The following is a 17,068-nucleotide window of genomic DNA, read 5'->3' as shown; positions in this document are numbered from 1 at the left end:
GTATGGTTCCGCTTGACGGAATTGTTATAAGAAATACGGTTAAAAAGACGTTTCGAGATAGTAAAAATACAAATTTTTTGGACCATTTCCTAACGAAGGGCAGCGAATCGTATAAATATACCAACAAAACAATGGATGGCCAAATTTTACGTTAAGCAACAAAGGGAAAAATGGCGAAGAATTCGCATTTTCGCAAAAATTGATCTGCATGAGAGAACTCGGACTTCTTCACGACCCTACCTTTTCGCCCCGGACCTACCACCGGTTCGACCGGTTTTTACTAAGCCTTATCAAAGATGAACGGGACCTGCCTTTTGTCCACACCATTCTGAAGATAACGGTCAGCATTATTCCCCTGAGTGTGCTGCTTTACCTGCCGTTTGTGACGGGCTGGTTCTGGTGGGGAGTTGTCCTGGCTCACTTTTATTTCACCACATTCCGCTTCAAAGGACCTTTCGGACTGATGCTGCATTGCACGAGCCACCGGCCGCTGTTTAAACCCGAATACAAGCTTCTGAACCAGTACATTCCGTGGGTAATCGGGCCTTTTTTCGGACAAACGCCCGAGACGTATTACAGCCACCATATCGGGATGCACCACGCGGAAAACAACTCGATGGAAGATGACAGCTCGACCATGATGTATCAGCGCGACAGTTTGCGGGGGTTTTTGCGGTATGTGCTGGAATTCATCACCTGCGGGCTGAATGACTTGATGGCGTATCTGAAACGGAAAAAACGGCACAAACTGGCGACTCGGGCGTTTTGGGGCGAAATGAGTTACTTCGCGCTCTGCATCGGGCTTTGTTTTGTCAACCCGGCAGCCACGGTTATCGTGTTCATCCTCCCGTTTGTAATCTCGCGCATTGTCTCCATGCTCGGCAATTGGACACAGCATTCGTTTGTCGACCCCGAAGACCCCGAAAACCCGTACAAAAACAGCATTACCTGTGTCAATGTAAAGTACAATCACAAATGCTGGAACGACGGTTACCATACGGGCCATCACATCCGCCCAGCGCTGCACTGGACCGAGCACCCGGTTTTTTTTCGGAAATCGCTTCCCAAATACGCCGAGCAGAAAGCCCTTATTTTTGACGGCCTGGATTACCTGCAAATCTTTTTTTACCTCATGAACAAACGCTACGACAAGCTGGCGCAACACATCGTGAACGTCGACAATACGTTCAACGATGAAGCTGAGGTGATTACACTTCTGAAACACCGCACCCGGCGCATTCCCGTTACCGTAATGGAGCCAGCCCCGAGGCTGCGGCCGGTTTGACCTTTCCGGGCGGTTATTAATTTTCTTAAAACTAAACCATCCGGAATTTCGTCTATCTAAGGTCAACATTCATCAAGAATAGCCTTTCCATGAGATCTTTGTTGTTTTTTGCAGCTTTGTCAGTCGTTGCACTGACGTTCAGCCAATGCAGTGTCAACCGCCAGATCGCCCAGGCCAAAGCGTTGGGCGATTGTAAATTCAATATCACGTCGGCCGACAGCATTTACCTGTCGGGCATTGATGTCCGGAAACTTAAAAACCTGGAAGACCTGAACCCGATGCGGTATCCGCAACTGGCTGCAGGCTTGCTTTCCAAAAGCATCCCGCTGAGCGCCCGAATTAACGTCGACATCACGAACCCGACAAATAAAACGGCCGGGATTGATCAGTTGGAATACAAAATTCTGCTGGCTAATCAGGAGTTGTTCAACGGTTTTGTCAATCAGCGCATTGAAGTGGCCCCGGGGGGTGGCACCGTCCGCGTGCCGGTCAAACTGAACGCTAATGCCTACCAGCTCATGACCGACGATAAAACCCGCGACGCCTTCACGGACCTGATGCGCAATATGAGCGGCTCCGACAAATCCAAACCGTCGAAACTGACGATCAAGATCAAACCGACGCTGGCCCTCGGCAACAAAAAAGTTGATTATCCCGGTTACATCACCATCGACCAGGAAGTGACGAACAAGATCCTTCTGGGACAATAAAAAGAATTATGAGTTAAGAATTAAGACGGGGCCGCCCGTGCGGTTATGAGTTGCGCTGCTGAATAGAATGCGTCAGCCAACCGCCGGGCGGCCCCGTCTTAATTCTTAACTCATAACTCTTAACTCACGCAGTGTAGCTTTCTTCCACTTTCCAGACGTTGCTGGCGTAGATGAGCAGTTCGCGGACGCGGTTGCCCAGGACGAGCCGGCATTTGGGCCGGGCACCTTTTTCGAGGTAACTGATGGCTTCCTTGTTCAGGATGTGGCTTTTGCCAATGCGGACGAAATGATCGGCGGGCAGCATCCTTTCGAGTGAATCAAGCGTCAGATTCGGAACGTTCAGGTGTTCCTGTTTTGAGCAGTAAATATTGATCTGTTTGTTGGCCGATTCGCAGTACATAATGTCGGCGACCTCAATGCGGTGCAGCGCCACGGAGTTCTGAAACGTCAGGTAGCGGGGGCCCGTCAAGGTCGCCGACTCCGTCTGTTGCCCGAACGCTTTTTCCAACTGGGCAGTCAACTCGCTTTCGTGTTCTTTATCGGCTTTCCATTTGGAGTAAAACAAGCGGAATTTCTCTTTCAGGATATTGGGGTCGATGGGTTTGACCACGAAATCGGAATGAAGATGGGGAGCGGCTTTCTGAACGGCAGTCAGCGCATCGTCGGGGTAGCCGGAGACAAAGATGACCCCGTAAAACTGCTCCTGAGCGGTTAGCTCATCGAGGAGTTCGAAGCCGCTGCGGATAGGCATTTTGATATCCAGAAAAATCAGGTCCGGTTTCTGCCCGGCAATCAGGTCAAGCCCTTCCGTGACATTGCCGGCTTCACCAACCACGCTCACTTCCGGCACAGACGTCAACATGCTGCGCAGCGTCCGGCGAACCGGCAGTTCGTCATCGATAATGACAGAGCGTACAATCAATGGATTCATTGTATTGACGGTTTAAAGGTATCCTTCTCTATTTACGGGCTTTTTCCTTTACCCGGCAACCGGTCTGTTCAGACTTCTACGGTTATTTCTTCCGGGGGCAAAACCGGGTACAACGGCAAAATCGCTTTCAGCCGAACGCCGGAAACACCGGTTTCCAGGTTTGTTAAATCAACTATTTCCTGTGAACTTTTCAGTTCGTTGTACTGATTGAGCTGCTCAAAAACAGCCTGATTGATAACCAGCCCCCGACCCGTACTAGCCCGGCGTCGGTACAGTTTGGCCTTTTCCAGCCCTACGCCATCGTCCTCGACTTCAATCCGGAGGTAGCCGTCGGATTGACAAACCGCAATGCGGACCGTACCGCCCTCGGCCGTATGTTCCAGCCCGTGTTTGATGGCATTCGAAACATACCCCTGAATCAGCATTTTCGGCAATTGAGTATCCATCGGAACGCCCGGACACACCTTGACCAGAAACTTAATCCGGTCGCCAAACCGTAACCGTTCCAGATCAAGATAGTTCTGCACGAACTCCAGTTCTTCCCGCAACATCCAGAAAACCCGGCTGCGGCTCATCAACTGATTCCGGAAAATGGAGCCAAATTTGGCCAGGTAGCCCACCACTGTATCCGGGTCGGATTCGTAGGCTACCGACTGAATCGCCGTCAGAAAGTTGGCCACAAAATGCGGGTCGATTTGGTTTGTAATCGCTTTTACTTCCAGTAAGGCTCGTTTTCGGCTAGCTTCAGCCAACTCGCGCCGGATTTCCGATTCCTGTTTCTCGCGATTGGCCGCTTCCAGTTCAAGTTGCGAAACCCGGCGCTGAATCTGGAGTTGATTCAGCCGTCGTTGCGCCAGCATCCGTACCTGACGCAGCCGACCATAGAACAACCCGGCGACGATGCCGATAATCAGCAGGGACCGAAACCACCCGGTGGCATACCAGGGTGGAGCAATCTGAAACTCCTGTACGATGGGTTGCGCATTCCATAACCCTTCCGCCCGGGCCACCCGCACCGTCAGCTTGTAGGAGCCATCGCTCAGATTTTGCAGCGTAAAAAAATGATCCCGGATCGGCTCCGACCACTCCGGTGCCGTCGGATTGCCGTCCAGCCGTTCCAGCCGGTATTGGTAGGTCGTGTTGGTCAGAACGTTGTGCGTATGGCTTTCCTTGAGTTGCACCTCCAGATCATTCTCGCTCGATTTGAACTGCAAACGGCCCGCTCCCGGTTCAAAAAGCTGCCCGGAGCGCATATCCTGGAACGCCAGAATTCCGGCCGGAACCGGTTTCAACCATTGAAAAAGCCTTTTTTCCGGAATCATCATCATTCGGTCCCGGGTAGCTACCCACAGACGACCGTGGGAGTCGAGCAGAATGCCATTGAAAATGCACTGACTCCCGCGAAAACCGTTTTCCCGATCAAAATAAGCAATCCACTCCTCACCGGTTTCGTAAAACCGCTCCATATCGAGTACAAACAGCCCTTCCAGTGTTCCGACCATCAAATAACGCCCCAGCGGACGGCAATAGGTCAGTGTTCGTTTGATGTACTCAGCCGCAATGGGTCGAAATTGTTTATAATCATAAAACCAAAGGCCGTTTTCCGTGGCCATCCAGAGATTCCCGCGCTTGTCCCGCCGAACTTCTGATACATTTTTAGCCGGTATCCCTTTGTTTTGCTTCGTTAGCTGCTGGAACGACCGGTTTTTGCCGTCCCACAACAGTGTCCGTTCGAGCCCGCAGATCCAGTATCGTCCGAAGGGATCGGTTTCAATATTCTCGTACTGATCCGGCGGAAGCGAAATCATCTCCTCAAGCGCCAACGTCCGACGGTTGTAAATCAGCAGATTGTAGTTCGAAGTGATTAGGTAGCGGTTGCGGGATACATCGTCGTAAAAACCCAGCGCCAGCGTAAGCGTGTCGGAGCCGGGTAACTGGCGATACTGCTGTCCATCGAACCGATAGACGCCTTTTTGCGGCTCCGCCACCCAGAAGATATTTCCGTCGGCATCCGAGCGGCTGGTGGGATGAAAGTTGTTGGCAGGCATCATTTTTCGGTAGGAAGAATCGGCGACAATCCCGTTCCGGGCCAGGCGACTGATGCCATTTCCCCAGGATGCAAACCAGATTGTTCCGTTGCGGTCCTCGGCCACATTGTTGGTTTCTTCCAGCCAGCCTTCCGAGGGATCGAAATACTGCCAGCCGCTCATCATGATCTGCACCAGCCCGTGGTGCGAGGTGCCGATCCAGAGGTCACCACGCCGGTCGAAAAGCAGCCGATTGGCCGGCGAGGAGCTGATGTGTGAATTGGTCAGGGTTTTGCCGTCGTACCAGCAAATGTCCAGATCGCCCTGTTTTTTCTGAAAAGCGAGCTCGCCGTTCAGTCCGATCGCACAAACCGTCAGTTCTTTCGCCGGAACCGGGACCTCGTAGACCCGGCTGACGGTTTGGTCTTCGATCCGGTACAAGGTCGATCCGGCCAGTGCATAAAACCGCCCTGCCGGATCGGCCAGCAACTGGTCTAACGGCAAGCGGTCGGCAATCAACGCCAGTCTGTTGCGTTTGACTTCCCACAAGCGCCCTTCGTCGGTCAGTAACAGCACTCGCTGGTTGGGCCAGTCGGTCAGGATTCCCCGAAAGCGTTGTTCGGGGTTCGGGAAATACTGCCTGGTGACATCCCGCATCTGGTCGGCTTCCCAGTGGTACAACCGCTGCCCAACGCCCGGCTGGCCGGTTCGGGCCGCAAACCAGAGCCGGTTTTGGTGGTCGGCCGTCATAAAAATAACCTGCTGCTGCGGTTCTTTCCGGCCGTAATGAACCGAATACTCTTTTACATCGACGCTGGTAGATGTAACGTTTCTGATCCGGAATAACCGGTTGGCAGCACAAGCCCAGACTGTTCCGTCGGGCGAATCCGTCAGGTTATCCCCGCCATCGGGCAATTCCGGAATTTGCTTCTGATTGATGATGGGCGGCACGCCGTTGAAGTAATTCAGACCAAAATAGGTCCCGATCCAGATTCGACCGACGTGATCCTGGTACAAACCGGAGACATAAACGTAGGACAGGCCGTCGTAAACCCCGAAAGTTCGATCGGAAAATTGCTGCGCCCAACTGTTGAAAGTCCAGCAACAGCTTATCAATCCGAGCCAGAATCGGATTTGAAAAAACGGCAACTGAAGGCGCAATCGGGTAAGCATGTACGGTTGTCCGGGTGGTCCATTAGTCTTGACAGGTAAGGTACGAAGCAGGAAGCGGTATCCCAAAGGCCTTCTCCCTGAACCGATGAAAAGCACACCTGAGCAGCCGTAACTGGCGAATGGATTCCTGTAATTCCACGAAATCTCCAAAACCAAAAGCCACACCGACCGTGTGGCTTTTGGAACGAATCGAGTTGGAACCGGTTGACTTATAAATCAGAGGTTAACCGACGCCGGTTGCATTCACCAACTTCAAACCGCAGGGCGGTCGACCATTTAGTTACTTCTTTTCCTTTCAGGGTGGCAATAGCGTCGAATGAGTAACTTCCTTCGGGACGACTGATGCTGAATACAGAACTAGATGCTTTTGTGTCACAGGGAGGAGAAAGCGTCAACAGATAAGGCTGCGAAAGGGTACCAACGGTTTTGCCGTCCAATTTAATTTCGATCTGATCGAATTTAGCGCCGTTCAGGCTGGTGTAGATGAGGAATGTTCCCAGGTTTTCCGGTTTGACGTCGTCTTGATCTTTACAACTAACGACAGCGAGGATCGTGGCGAGTGCTAAAACAAATTTTTTCATGGCAATAAGTAGTTGTTGTTTGTGATTGATGTTTCAAAAGTAATCACAACACCGCCGGGGGCCGGACCCGCGTCCGTCAACCTGACGAATTACTACCCTCAGCCGATGAAACCGGGGAACAGACCGATGTATTATTAAACGGAAAAGGAGTGATGAGTTAAGAGTTAAGACGGGGCCGCCCGTGCGGTTATGAGTTAATGAGTTGGCTGACGCATTCTATTCAGCAGCGCAACTCATAACCGCACGGGCGGCCCCGTCTTAATTCTTAACTCCTAATTCTCAATTGTAATTCCGGGCGGTGAGGAGCCATTCGTAGGTGTTGCGGGGAATGGGAAGGCCGTCGGGCTGAATCTGGAGGTACATGAGGTGCAGGTGGGTTGGGGAGCGGGCTGCGTAGGCGTTGTAGCCAGTTCGGCCTACTTCGCTGATTTTCTGACCCGATTGCACCCAATCCCCGGGTCGCACCAGCACGGCATTGTTGTGGGCGTAATACCAAAGTCCATCCAGCATGGGATCATAGATCCAGATCCAGTTACCGCCCCGGTATTCCTGCCCGGGTGTCCAGGCGGTCTCGATAGCCAGCACCACCCCACTGGTCATGGCAAGCACATCGGCAGGCTGGTCGGTATTGTCGTCAATACAGTCCTGGTTGCGGTCGGTGATGAAGATGTCCTGGGCCGGATGACTTCCCCGGACATTGTAGTCGAACAAGTCGAAACCTTTGGCCCGGTACCCTTCGCCCCGGCGACCTCCGATGGCATCGGGCGAGTAATGACGAAGCGGAAAAGAGAAATAGGCAGCTCGAAGTAAACTGTCGCGCCGGATGCTGTCGATGCGGAAGGGTTCGGCCGTACGAAACTTGGTTCGCAACCCGATCATGATAGTACTGAAAAGCTTCCGGGCGGTGTCGGGCAAGACACTCTCTTCCCGAATCTGGATATAGAGTTGTTGAAACTGCTGGCACATCGAATCGACGCGGGGAACATCGGTTCCGGCCCACACCTGGTTTTGCGACGAAGCTGAATGAGTCAATCCAATCCACAAAGCGCTTAGGAGGCCGATCCACCGCATAAATTCCCAAAATCCTGATTTCACGTTGACAGGTGTATGCAATCTGTTTTTCAGATCGAAAAATACGAAAAAGTCCCGAATAAGGCTATTCAGGACAGGTAATGCGGTAAAACCGGTAGGTCAGCGTCAGGCCGATGTAGGTGTAGGTATCTTTCGAATCGGGATTGCCGTTCAGCAGTTTATTGGTACCTCCGAACGTATTTGGGCCGAAGTTGTCGAGGTAATCGGAGCCGGAAAACCGGGTTCCGTATTCCAGCCCGACACTCCAGGGACGTTTGAATTCGTATTTAATCCCAACCCCAAGCGGGAAGTTGAACAGAGACTTCCGCTGGTATCCCGGATTTTGAGGATTGGTCTTAAACGTAAACAAACCCAGCCCCCCGAACGCATACGGTGTCCAGTTTTTCACCTTTCGCAGACTCGAAAAATTCAGGAAGTTGTACTCCATCAGCACGTTCACTTCCCGAATGTTGGTTTTAAATGCCAAATTCCGGGCTTGCTGAAATGGATCATCAAACCGGCTGTCGCGCCCCGCAATCTGACCCAACCCAAGGTTAATGCGTACGGTAAACGGTTGGCTGACGTTGTAGCGAACCAGCAAATTGCCCGCGGGCCGGATGTTGCCGGGTGCCAGGCCCGGTGCCAGATCACCCTTGTAAAGCATCCCCCCCAGCCCGGCGCCAACCTCCCAGTTTGGCGTAATCTGCGCATGGGCAACCGCACCACTCAGCAAACCGACGAGCAGCCAGCAAAGAGAACAATGTTGCCTCCACGTAGGACTGAATACGAAACGAAACACGAACAACGGTTTACTTATTTGATCGGTGGGCACTTGATTCGGGGCTCCAGTACGTAGCTGATCTGAAAATTCACAATTAAATAGCCGTCGTTCAGACGTCCGTCGGCCCCGCGCGTCGTGTAATTTTGATCGTTGACAATCAATGAGAACGGGTCATTGGTATTGAGATAATTTTGTAACTGACCCAGCCGGTCGCCCCCTTTCCGGGCGGCCACCGCTTCCTGACGCCGGTCGGCCATCACCCGGGCCAGGTCATCTTTCAGAATCGTCGGATCCGGATACGGGCCACCCGCATCGTCCAGGTAATCAGTCGTTGTGTACCGGAAACCAATCTCACCGGCTACATTAAACCGGTCATTCAGCTTATACCGAACCCCAAAGCCGACCGGAATAGCCAGCGTCACCAGCGAATACGGTTTTACCCCATTCTGACCCTGGCCTTCGGTTCCGAGCGGTTGCAATTTCACCCACCGTTGTTCGGTATCATCCGGCGTCGTCCCAAAGCCGACCGGGGTCCGGGCTTCGGGGCTGTGGGCCACGGCCGCAAGACCCAGAAATAAATAAGGGGTCAGCTTCGCCCGGAAATTCGGGTTGCGACCGTCGGGCACAAACTGGTAAATACCGGTCAGCGCAAACTCTTTCAGGTCGTTTCGGAAATGCAGGTTGCGCACGTATTGTACGATACCAGAGTTTAAATCATTCTTATTGAACTTGTAATCGTCGCCTGCAATCCGGGCCCAGGTAAAAGAGGCACGGGCGGCCAACCGGGGCGTAAAGTGGCGGGTATACATGGCCCCGGCACTCCAGCGCATCATCGAAAAGGTTGCTTTAATGGGTTTGGCGTACCCGGAAAGATCGCCGTAATAGCTGGAGGTTCCCAGCCCGATCCCCACCTCCGAATACGGCACAAACGGATTTCGCCGGTTCTGCGCCTGTCCATCCACCGGCTGCAACGCCAGGCACGCAGCAGCAATTACGCTGGTAATCAGTAGGTTATTCTTCATGTTTCTTTGCTTACTACCTCACCCGAAAACCGGGCCCCTGATTTCATTGGTTGAGAACTCCGGTTTCTCCGACCGGTTCCTCCTCTGAAACGTGTTGGTTTGGTATTTTATTGGGTCATTGAGTAAAACTGTTCGGTATTCGGTTCTAAAACGGCCGTTTTCCACCTGCTGTTCGCTTTCACCGCTCTGGTTTCCTAATTTCGGATATCAAATCCCCAGTTGAGCTTGCTCCGAAGCGTGTTTAAAAACGTATCATCGCTCATTTTGACGAGTCGGGCGGTAAACTTCTCTTTCCGAACCCCCAGCCGGGTACCGGTATCGACGGTACGAAACCGGGAGTCGACCGACACCAGAAAGGTTTTGCTCCGGCTTTCGACATCGAACGTCAATTGGGCTGAATCGGGTACCACCATCGGCCGAACGTTCAGGTTGTGCGGACTGATGGGCGTAACGATAAAATTGCTGTTATGAGGCAGCAAAAGCGGTCCTCCACAGCTTAGGGAATAGCCCGTCGAACCGGTAGCCGTTGAAATAATTAGCCCATCGGCCCAATAGGAGTTCAGGAAATCCCCGTTGAGGTACGTATGAACCGTGATCATCGACGAGGTTTCGGTCTTGGTGATCGTCACATCATTGAGGCCAAACGGGACCCCGTCGAAAAGATCCTCCTCCGATTGCAGGTTGACCAGCGTCCGTTCGTCAAGCCGGTAAGCGCCGATGGTTAACGCCTGCAGGAGTTGTTGCAGGGCATCCGGATTCTGGGGCGAAATGGTGGTCAGAAAGCCCAGCCGCCCGATGTTGATCCCGACAATGGGAATGTTGCGCGGACCGGCGTGCGTCAACACATCAAGCAGCGTTCCGTCGCCCCCCAAACTGAAGGCAAAGTCTGCATCGCAAATATCCAGATGAGAGGTGTAGGTCTGCGTCGAGTGGTGAGCGATCCCCGCTGAGTCAAGGAATGATCGGTAAACTTCCGATAACTGCACTTCGATTTGCCGCCGGGCCAGTTCGTCAAACATCGATTGGATGAAGGGCGTAGCTAGTTCGACAACATTGCGTCCGTGAATAGCAATTTTCATAAAGAGGGGCCGTCGGTTCGTGCGTCAGAATGACAAAGATGGGAGAAAAGTCCAAGATTCTGACATCGACAGCGAACAGATTGGCAATTGACTTACGAATCCAGGTACCGCAGCAGGAGGTCGAGCCGGTCCTGATCGATGGTTTCGATGGGTGTATTGGCAAAGGCGGCTTCAATGGTGTACCCGAATCGCTCGAGCGTTGCCACCACCGGCGTGATGTCTTTGCGGTTAAGCTTAAGAGTCAGACGCGATTTGTCGGGCATGCCGTAAGCGGCTCCGGCAAAGTAACTGCTGATAATCCGAACGTTGTTGGATTCCACCAGACGGCTGATTTCGGCCATTGAATAATCCCGTTCATGAATGGAAAGAATCAGAATGGCGCCGGCTTCCTGGATGCCCAGCAACTGCGCGAATTGTTTGAGCAGTTCGCCGGAGGAAACCGTACCCATAAACTCCTGGTCTTCGTTGACGACGGCAATGACCTGAAGCCGGTGTTCGGTAATCAGACTGAGGATTTCGTACAGGTGTTGGTTTTCGTGAACCGACAGGTGTTCGAACAACCGCATGACTTCGCTGAGCTGGTGCGAATCATCGGGAACGTCCATCAGCAAATCTTCATTTACCAGACCCTTGTATTGCCCCTGATCGACAACGACTAGCTGCCCGACGCGGTGTTCCTGCATCCAGTCGAGGGCCTGCCCGACGGTATCCGTGGGCTTCAGGGCCGGTATCATCGGGTCTATGAGTTCAGAAGCCAGCATTGTTTCAGGTTGTTTACTTTCCCACGGCTGTTCTTCCGGCAATTCCGGACCCGTCGCAAATCGAACAATTCGTAACCGGCCGTAGCCCAACAGCATACCTGAAAACTAAGAAAATTCCCCTAGAGTTTCAAAATCTTTCGGGAAAATTCTTCTGAATCCTCAGGCAACGGTCAGATCGCTTCTCCGGCTGGTGGTGGTCAGCGGCTGTTTTAACAACCAGGCACTCAGCAAACTGTTGAAACGATCCGGGTGTTCCATCATCGGTGCGTGACAACATTTATCAATAAAGTGCAATTCAGAGTTTACAATCAGGCGATTAAACTCATGCGCTACTTCCGGAGGAGTGATCGTATCGTTCAGCCCCCAGATCAGCAAGGTCGGTACCGTAATCCGGTGCAACTCCTTGGCTACGTTATTGCGCTGGGCCGACTTGGCGATGGCCACAATCCGCAGGCATTTCGGAATGCTGTTGGTAATTTCGAAGACCTCGTCGATGAGTTCTTTGGTAGCTACTTTCGGATCGTAAAACGTGTAGGCCACGCGCTCCGCTATGTATTCGTAGCTCCCCCGTTTCGGATAAGAACCGCCCATTGAGTTTTCAAATAGGCCGGAACTACCCGTCAGCACCAGCCGCTTGACAGCCTCCGGATGTTTCAGGGTATACAATAAACCAACGTGCCCGCCCAGCGAATTGCCAAGTAGCGTCAGGTCGGTCAGCTTCTTGAAACTCAAAAAATCTTCAATGAATTTTACCAGTCCTTCCAGTCCGGCTTCCCGGATCGGCATTTCATAAATGGGCATCACCGGAATAACGACCCGGTATCGATCCGAGAAAGCGTTGATCACGCCATCCCAGTTGCTCAATGCACCAAATAATCCATGAAGTAAAAGCAACACATCACCCTGTCCTTCATCGATGTAACGGAAGTTACCCTCTGTCCGAACCCGATAGTTCATAGCGGTCTTGGTTTTGTCGTAGAAAAATTGGAAAAATACAACGAAACTATCCTTATTCTGTCGTTTTCACAAAGGTAATCCAATTTTTTAATATTTCTAAACCGTACTCGGTCAAAGCCGCTTCCGGATGAAACTGGATGCCCCAAAGCGGTAAATTTCGGTGCCGGAACGCCATGTTTTCGCCCGAATCCGTAGCCGCCAGCGGAGTCAGTTCGGGCGGCAAATCCGTCAACAACAACGAATGATACCGGGTCACCGTGAGCTTATCCGGCACGTTCGTCCATAACACATCGTCGGCCTGTCTGCCGACGACCGACAGCTTGCCGTGCATCGGTTTTTGGGCTTTCACCAGCCGTGCGCCAAAATACTCACCCAGCGCCTGATGCCCTAAACAAACCCCCAGCATCGGAAGTTGCTCGTGATACCGGCCAATCACGTCCATCAGACAACCGGCCTGCCGGGGCGTTCCGGGGCCGGGCGACAACAACACGCCCTCGTAGGCTTCCGCTGTGATTTCGTCGAGCGACACCGTGTTTCGCAGCACCCGGCACTGCGCCCCGGCCTGCTCCAGGTAATCAACCAGCATGTAGGTGAACGAATCGATGTTGTCCAGAACGAGTAATTTCATAAATGAATTAACTAACATTGCAAAAGTAATCATCCTATCCGGTAAGCTGTATTTTTGCAACAACCAGAACCAACGTTATCGATGCAGTCAACACCCTCCGTCGTTATTGTGGGAGCAGGCATGGCCGGCCTGACCTGCGCCGTTTACCTCCGCCAGGCCGGTATTGAAGCTACTTTGCTGGAAGCGTCTGATGCGGTCGGAGGCCGTGTCCGTACGGATGTGGTCGACGGTTTTCGGCTCGATCGGGGGTTTCAAATTCTGCTGACGGCCTATCCGGAAGCCCGGCGACTGCTCGATTACGACGCTCTGAAACTTCAACGGTTCCGGTCGGGTGCCCTGATTCACCATGCGACGGATTCGGTTTCGGGTCAATGGATTCCGTTCATCAACCCGCTCCGTGAACCATCTGGCTTGTTCCGGACGCTGGCGTCCGAAGCCGGAACGTTCAGCGACAAACTGCGGGTGGTCGAACTCATGCGCCACGTAGCCGGTATTTCGACCGACGATTTTTTCCGTCAGAATGCGGTTTCCACCGAAGCGTTTCTCGAAGAATTCGGTTTTTCAGACCGGATCATCAACCTGTTTTTCCGGCCTTTTTTCGGCGGTATTTACCTGGAAGATGCGCTGGTCACGTCCAGCAATTTTTTCGAGTTCGGTTTCAAGAATTTTTATTCTGGTGATGCGGCCGTTCCGGCGACCGGGATGGCGGCCATTCCACAACAACTAGCCGCCCGGCTGAACCCGTCCCAAATTCGCCTGAATACGCCCGTCCAGGCCATCACAGAGTCAACGGTTTATCTTAAATCCGGCGAAACGCTGCAGACGGAAATCGTTGTACTCGCCGTCGATGCCGCTGCGGCCAACCGACTGCTTGCTGTGGAAAACCGGGATCAGGCGTTCAACCATACCACCAATACCTATTTTGTGGCTCCAAAACCACCCCGCGCCACAGCACATGCCGAAAAACTGCTGCTATTGAATGCCAACCGACAATCGGCCGTTCATAACATCGCCATTCTGAGTGATGTAGCCCCCTCCTATTCGCCCGACAACCGCGCGCTCATTTCGGTCAGTACGCAGGGCCTCGATGTGGTAAACGAAAAAGCCCTGGCCGAGCGGGTTCAGAAAGAACTGGCGGGCTGGTTCGGCCCGGAAGTTGACCAGTGGCGCTGGCTCAAAACGTACCATATTCCGGAAGCCCTGCCCGCTTACCCGCCCGGCACCCTCCATGCCTCTCTCCGACGATCCGAACGGCTTTACCAATGCGGAGATCAAACCGCCTACCCGTCGCTGAATGCCGCCATGCAAACCGGCCGAAACGTAGCCGAGCTGATCATAGGTGGGCAAACCGACTAGTATTCGGTATACGGTTTTCAGTTCGGGTCCTTGCCGGTTTCACCGAATACTCAATACCGAAAACCGTAAACCCAAAACCATAAACTGTAAACTCAAAACCGTTTACCAAAACTGCTTTCCCTGCCCAATGCGTTGGTTTGTTCGCATCCTGGTGTTTCTGTTGGTTGTGCCCCTGGCGTTAGTTGCGGCTTTTCCACAGATTTTACGCTGCCAGTTGATCGACCACGCTGCTGATTTCCAAAGGCTTGCTCCTGGCGTCTGGGTAGACAAGCAAACTCCGGAACGCCAGCGGGTCTACCTGCTGTTTGAAATTCACGAGGCTCGCAAACGACTCGAAGCGCTCTGGAACAGCCCCGCCCAAAGCCGGGCCGAGGTAATTTATTGCCAGACGCCGGAGCAGTACGGGCGGTATTGCCAGGACGGTGAGGGCGCCGGATGCAGCCTCGGAACGCCCTGGGGTGACTCCTGGGTCATCATCAATCCATACGGTCGCAACCCCGACGTACTGGCTCATGAACTGTGTCACGACGAACTGTTTACCCGCCTGGGCTGGCTCAAAACACAACGGCAAATTCCGCAGTGGTTCAATGAAGGACTGGCGCTGATGATCGACCAGCGATTTACTACGACGACCGATAGCCTGCACCGCTTCGAAGAATTTACCGACCACTGGCAGCGGCAATCGAAAGGGCAACAGATTGTACTGGACTTAACAGAACTCGAATCGTTGCGGGACTTTTTCTCCGGTTCGTCCGAGCGGGTGATGCTGGCTTATATGACTTCCGGCCGGGAGGTGGCGCGCTGGCTATCGGTCGTCGGGCGGCAGGGCTTGGGAAAGCTGGTGGATGCAATTTGGAAGGGCGAGGAATTTGGCGATGCGTATCGGCGGCTGGAGCAGGAAGCGCAGGGGAAAAGGTAAGAAATATTGCTTATCTTGCAGGCTAACCACCGTTTATACTTCCGACAGCCGGGCTTCATGAAATTCTTTTTGCTTTCATTCCTTTTTCTTTTCCCGCTTTTTGCCCGGAGCCAGGCCCTTTCGTTTCTCCTTAAAGATTATTTGATTCTTCCCCATACTCGCAACCTTCACCGGATTTCGGGATTGGAATACCGTTCCGACCGCCGGGAGTGGCAACTGGCCGACGACCGTGGACAATACCACATTTTCCGGAACATCCGGCAACCTACCGACTGGGTTTGCCAGCTCGATTCCAGTTTTCGGACCGATCTGTACCTCGAAGCGGTTCGGTACGATGCCGCTGCCGATCGGTATTATTTTTCCGTCGAAACCGATCAGGAGTCGTATGTGGGTTTTAAAGACCATGCCATGCCCAAAACCGGGGAGTCGTTCATGCGAATTCCGCTGCCTCATCCCTTGCCGGTCGATCATAACAAAGGCATCGAAGCGCTGGCATTAACGCCCAATTACCTCTGGGTAGCGCCCGAAGCCGGGTCAGTCGCCGAAGCGCGTATTGACAATCCGTTCATTCACTTCTACCGCTACCGAAAAACTGCAGAGGGCGTTATACTGGATGGCGAGTTTCAGTATGAAATGGCCCGAAACGTTTGCCCGTCCGATTCGAACGAATGCCTTGGCGGCATCTCCGAAATTATTTCCATTCCAGACGAGGAAAACCGGCTGCTGGTACTGGAACGGTGTTACGACAAAACAACTAAAACCGTCACTGCAAAGCTCTACGAAGCGCTGGTTGATGAAGCGAACAAACAACTTTGCAAACGAACCGATCAACCCGCCTTTGATTTCAATTACCGGAACGGTTTTCAGCCCGACAACCTGGAAGCGATGGCCTGGGGCGAAGACGAAAATGGCAAAAAAATCCTGGTGCTCATCTCTGACGATAATAATAACCGCAGCCAGTGGACGCAGATCATTTACCTCGAACTGCAACCAAACTAGTTTAGCAACCGGCTTCAAACGCCATCGAGTTTGTCTTCAACCAAAGCGACTTAAGCATCCTTAAAACCTTCTCTCTGCCAGCGGCTTACAGACTTCCTTACAATGTCCCTCCTAAAAATCCAGCCCAATTTTTATTTGTTACCACTATATTAAAAACAGTAATTTGTTTGGACTTTTTAGTAAACGGTTCTAGCTTTAAGAATCGAAACTTGACTTGACCTACTAATTTATGATTAGAAAAGTGCTCCTGACGGCGCTTTGCGTTGTCTCGTTTGGCATGGCTCAAGCCCATCGTCCGTTCAAAAAAGTCCTCAAATCTTTTCCGGCTCACAAGCCTGTTGTACCCGATTCGACTCGTCAGGAATCCGCTTTTTACGACCGGATTCCGCTGGTTCACGACCTGCTCGGGTACGCAAAGAAATACCTTTCGTCGCGGTATCGGTCCGGTGGTTCGTCGCCCCGGGGTTTCGATTGTTCGGGTTTCACCCGGTTTTGTTTCAGTAAATTTGGAATTACCCTCCCTCATTCCAGTGCCGCTCAGGGCAACGTCGGCGTCGAAGTCGAGCAGGAAGTCGCCCGGCCGGGTGATCTGATTTTCTTCAAAGGCCACAGCTCACGCAGCAGCCAGATTGGTCATGTCGGGATGATTGTGGAGATTGTCGGCGACCGCATTAAGTTCATTCACTCGGCCTGGAACGGCGGGGTTCGTTACGACTGGCTGCACGCCAGCTACTACCAACGGCGGTTTGTCGGCATCCGGCGCGTTGTCGGTTAACCGCCCTGACAGG

At 52.7% G+C, this 17,068-nt stretch carries 16 protein-coding genes; 6 read left to right on the top strand and 10 right to left on the bottom strand.

The window, feature by feature from the left end; all coding sequences use genetic code 11:
- The first annotated feature begins 208 nt into the window (after positions 1 to 208).
- Together ACO2Q8_RS19955 and ACO2Q8_RS19950 are read left to right on the top strand one after the other, a co-directional pair.
- A complete protein-coding gene (locus tag ACO2Q8_RS19955; RefSeq protein WP_423346609.1) occupies positions 209 to 1,285 on the top strand; it encodes a fatty acid desaturase family protein in 1,077 nt (358 codons plus the stop codon).
- Positions 1,286 to 1,374: 89 nt separating this feature from the next.
- Positions 1,375 to 1,995: a hypothetical protein gene (locus ACO2Q8_RS19950; RefSeq protein ID WP_423346608.1), complete on the top strand. Its 621-nt coding sequence runs from the start codon at positions 1,375 to 1,377 to the stop codon at positions 1,993 to 1,995.
- A gap of 124 nt (positions 1,996 to 2,119) precedes the next feature.
- On the opposite strand, the gene ACO2Q8_RS19945 is transcribed toward ACO2Q8_RS19950, so the two are convergent.
- From ACO2Q8_RS19945 to ACO2Q8_RS19900, 10 genes are all read right to left on the bottom strand, one after another.
- Positions 2,120 to 2,926: a LytR/AlgR family response regulator transcription factor gene (locus ACO2Q8_RS19945; RefSeq protein ID WP_423346607.1), complete on the bottom strand. Its 807-nt coding sequence runs from the start codon at positions 2,924 to 2,926 to the stop codon at positions 2,120 to 2,122.
- 68 nt (positions 2,927 to 2,994) lie between these two features.
- Complete coding sequence (locus ACO2Q8_RS19940) at positions 2,995 to 6,126, bottom strand: two-component regulator propeller domain-containing protein (RefSeq protein WP_423346606.1); 3,132 nt, start codon at positions 6,124 to 6,126, stop codon at positions 2,995 to 2,997.
- A 209-nt stretch (positions 6,127 to 6,335) separates the two neighbouring features.
- Positions 6,336 to 6,707 carry a hypothetical protein gene (locus tag ACO2Q8_RS19935; RefSeq protein WP_423346605.1) on the bottom strand — a complete coding sequence of 124 codons (372 nt, stop codon included), beginning with the start codon at positions 6,705 to 6,707 and terminating at the stop codon, positions 6,336 to 6,338.
- A 279-nt stretch (positions 6,708 to 6,986) separates the two neighbouring features.
- The gene (locus ACO2Q8_RS19930; protein ID WP_423346604.1) at positions 6,987 to 7,802 is read right to left on the bottom strand and encodes a M23 family metallopeptidase; all 816 of its coding nucleotides are present in this window, start codon (positions 7,800 to 7,802) and stop codon (positions 6,987 to 6,989) included.
- Between the two features lie 61 nt (positions 7,803 to 7,863).
- Positions 7,864 to 8,577 (bottom strand): DUF6089 family protein, encoded by a 714-nt coding sequence (locus tag ACO2Q8_RS19925; RefSeq protein ID WP_423346603.1) that lies wholly within the window; start codon positions 8,575 to 8,577, stop codon positions 7,864 to 7,866.
- Positions 8,578 to 8,591: 14 nt separating this feature from the next.
- Positions 8,592 to 9,581 carry a DUF6089 family protein gene (locus ACO2Q8_RS19920; protein WP_423346602.1) on the bottom strand — a complete coding sequence of 330 codons (990 nt, stop codon included), beginning with the start codon at positions 9,579 to 9,581 and terminating at the stop codon, positions 8,592 to 8,594.
- Between the two features lie 194 nt (positions 9,582 to 9,775).
- Complete coding sequence (locus ACO2Q8_RS19915) at positions 9,776 to 10,660, bottom strand: NAD kinase (protein ID WP_423346601.1); 885 nt, start codon at positions 10,658 to 10,660, stop codon at positions 9,776 to 9,778.
- A gap of 92 nt (positions 10,661 to 10,752) precedes the next feature.
- Entirely contained in the window at positions 10,753 to 11,421 is a 669-nt protein-coding gene (locus ACO2Q8_RS19910; RefSeq protein WP_423346600.1) for a CBS domain-containing protein, read from the bottom strand.
- A 159-nt stretch (positions 11,422 to 11,580) separates the two neighbouring features.
- The gene (locus tag ACO2Q8_RS19905) at positions 11,581 to 12,378 is read right to left on the bottom strand and encodes an alpha/beta fold hydrolase (protein WP_423346599.1); all 798 of its coding nucleotides are present in this window, start codon (positions 12,376 to 12,378) and stop codon (positions 11,581 to 11,583) included.
- Positions 12,379 to 12,430: 52 nt separating this feature from the next.
- Positions 12,431 to 13,006, bottom strand: coding sequence for an anthranilate synthase component II (locus tag ACO2Q8_RS19900; RefSeq protein WP_423346598.1), 576 nt, complete (start codon positions 13,004 to 13,006; stop codon positions 12,431 to 12,433).
- Between the two features lie 81 nt (positions 13,007 to 13,087).
- Here ACO2Q8_RS19900 and ACO2Q8_RS19895 point away from each other — a divergent pair, with 81 nt between their 5' ends.
- The 4 genes from ACO2Q8_RS19895 to ACO2Q8_RS19880 all read left to right on the top strand — a co-directional run bounded on the left by ACO2Q8_RS19895 (position 13,088) and on the right by ACO2Q8_RS19880 (position 17,055).
- On the top strand, positions 13,088 to 14,362 hold the full coding sequence (locus tag ACO2Q8_RS19895; protein WP_423346597.1) for an NAD(P)/FAD-dependent oxidoreductase: 1,275 nt from the start codon (positions 13,088 to 13,090) through the stop codon (positions 14,360 to 14,362).
- A gap of 127 nt (positions 14,363 to 14,489) precedes the next feature.
- Entirely contained in the window at positions 14,490 to 15,281 is a 792-nt protein-coding gene (locus ACO2Q8_RS19890; RefSeq protein WP_423346596.1) for a hypothetical protein, read from the top strand.
- A gap of 57 nt (positions 15,282 to 15,338) precedes the next feature.
- Positions 15,339 to 16,280, top strand: coding sequence for an esterase-like activity of phytase family protein (locus tag ACO2Q8_RS19885; protein ID WP_423346595.1), 942 nt, complete (start codon positions 15,339 to 15,341; stop codon positions 16,278 to 16,280).
- Between the two features lie 229 nt (positions 16,281 to 16,509).
- Positions 16,510 to 17,055 (top strand): C40 family peptidase, encoded by a 546-nt coding sequence (locus ACO2Q8_RS19880; protein WP_423346594.1) that lies wholly within the window; start codon positions 16,510 to 16,512, stop codon positions 17,053 to 17,055.
- Positions 17,056 to 17,068: the final 13 nt, after the last annotated feature.

It is taken from the genome of Larkinella sp. VNQ87 (genome assembly GCF_049445795.1).
Taxonomy (GTDB): Bacteria; Bacteroidota; Bacteroidia; order Cytophagales; family Spirosomataceae; genus Larkinella.
Note: the sequence above shows the minus strand (reverse complement) of the source record. Positions and strands in the feature narration are given on the sequence as shown.

Excerpts from the sequence above, each read along its gene's own strand:
- ACO2Q8_RS19955 (WP_423346609.1), top strand. The coding sequence starts at position 209 with ATGAGAGAACTCGGACTTCTTCACGACCCTACCTTTTCGCCCCGGACC.
- ACO2Q8_RS19915 (WP_423346601.1), bottom strand. The coding sequence starts at position 10,660 with ATGAAAATTGCTATTCACGGACGCAATGTTGTCGAACTAGCTACGCCC.
- ACO2Q8_RS19880 (WP_423346594.1), top strand. The coding sequence starts at position 16,510 with ATGATTAGAAAAGTGCTCCTGACGGCGCTTTGCGTTGTCTCGTTTGGC.
- ACO2Q8_RS19885 (WP_423346595.1), top strand. The coding sequence starts at position 15,339 with ATGAAATTCTTTTTGCTTTCATTCCTTTTTCTTTTCCCGCTTTTTGCC.
- ACO2Q8_RS19920 (WP_423346602.1), bottom strand. The coding sequence starts at position 9,581 with ATGAAGAATAACCTACTGATTACCAGCGTAATTGCTGCTGCGTGCCTG.
- ACO2Q8_RS19900 (WP_423346598.1), bottom strand. The coding sequence starts at position 13,006 with ATGAAATTACTCGTTCTGGACAACATCGATTCGTTCACCTACATGCTG.
- ACO2Q8_RS19895 (WP_423346597.1), top strand. The coding sequence starts at position 13,088 with ATGCAGTCAACACCCTCCGTCGTTATTGTGGGAGCAGGCATGGCCGGC.
- ACO2Q8_RS19910 (WP_423346600.1), bottom strand. The coding sequence starts at position 11,421 with ATGCTGGCTTCTGAACTCATAGACCCGATGATACCGGCCCTGAAGCCC.
- ACO2Q8_RS19940 (WP_423346606.1), bottom strand. The coding sequence starts at position 6,126 with ATGCTTACCCGATTGCGCCTTCAGTTGCCGTTTTTTCAAATCCGATTC.
- ACO2Q8_RS19890 (WP_423346596.1), top strand. The coding sequence starts at position 14,490 with ATGCGTTGGTTTGTTCGCATCCTGGTGTTTCTGTTGGTTGTGCCCCTG.
- ACO2Q8_RS19950 (WP_423346608.1), top strand. The coding sequence starts at position 1,375 with ATGAGATCTTTGTTGTTTTTTGCAGCTTTGTCAGTCGTTGCACTGACG.
- ACO2Q8_RS19945 (WP_423346607.1), bottom strand. The coding sequence starts at position 2,926 with ATGAATCCATTGATTGTACGCTCTGTCATTATCGATGACGAACTGCCG.
- ACO2Q8_RS19935 (WP_423346605.1), bottom strand. The coding sequence starts at position 6,707 with ATGAAAAAATTTGTTTTAGCACTCGCCACGATCCTCGCTGTCGTTAGT.
- ACO2Q8_RS19905 (WP_423346599.1), bottom strand. The coding sequence starts at position 12,378 with ATGAACTATCGGGTTCGGACAGAGGGTAACTTCCGTTACATCGATGAA.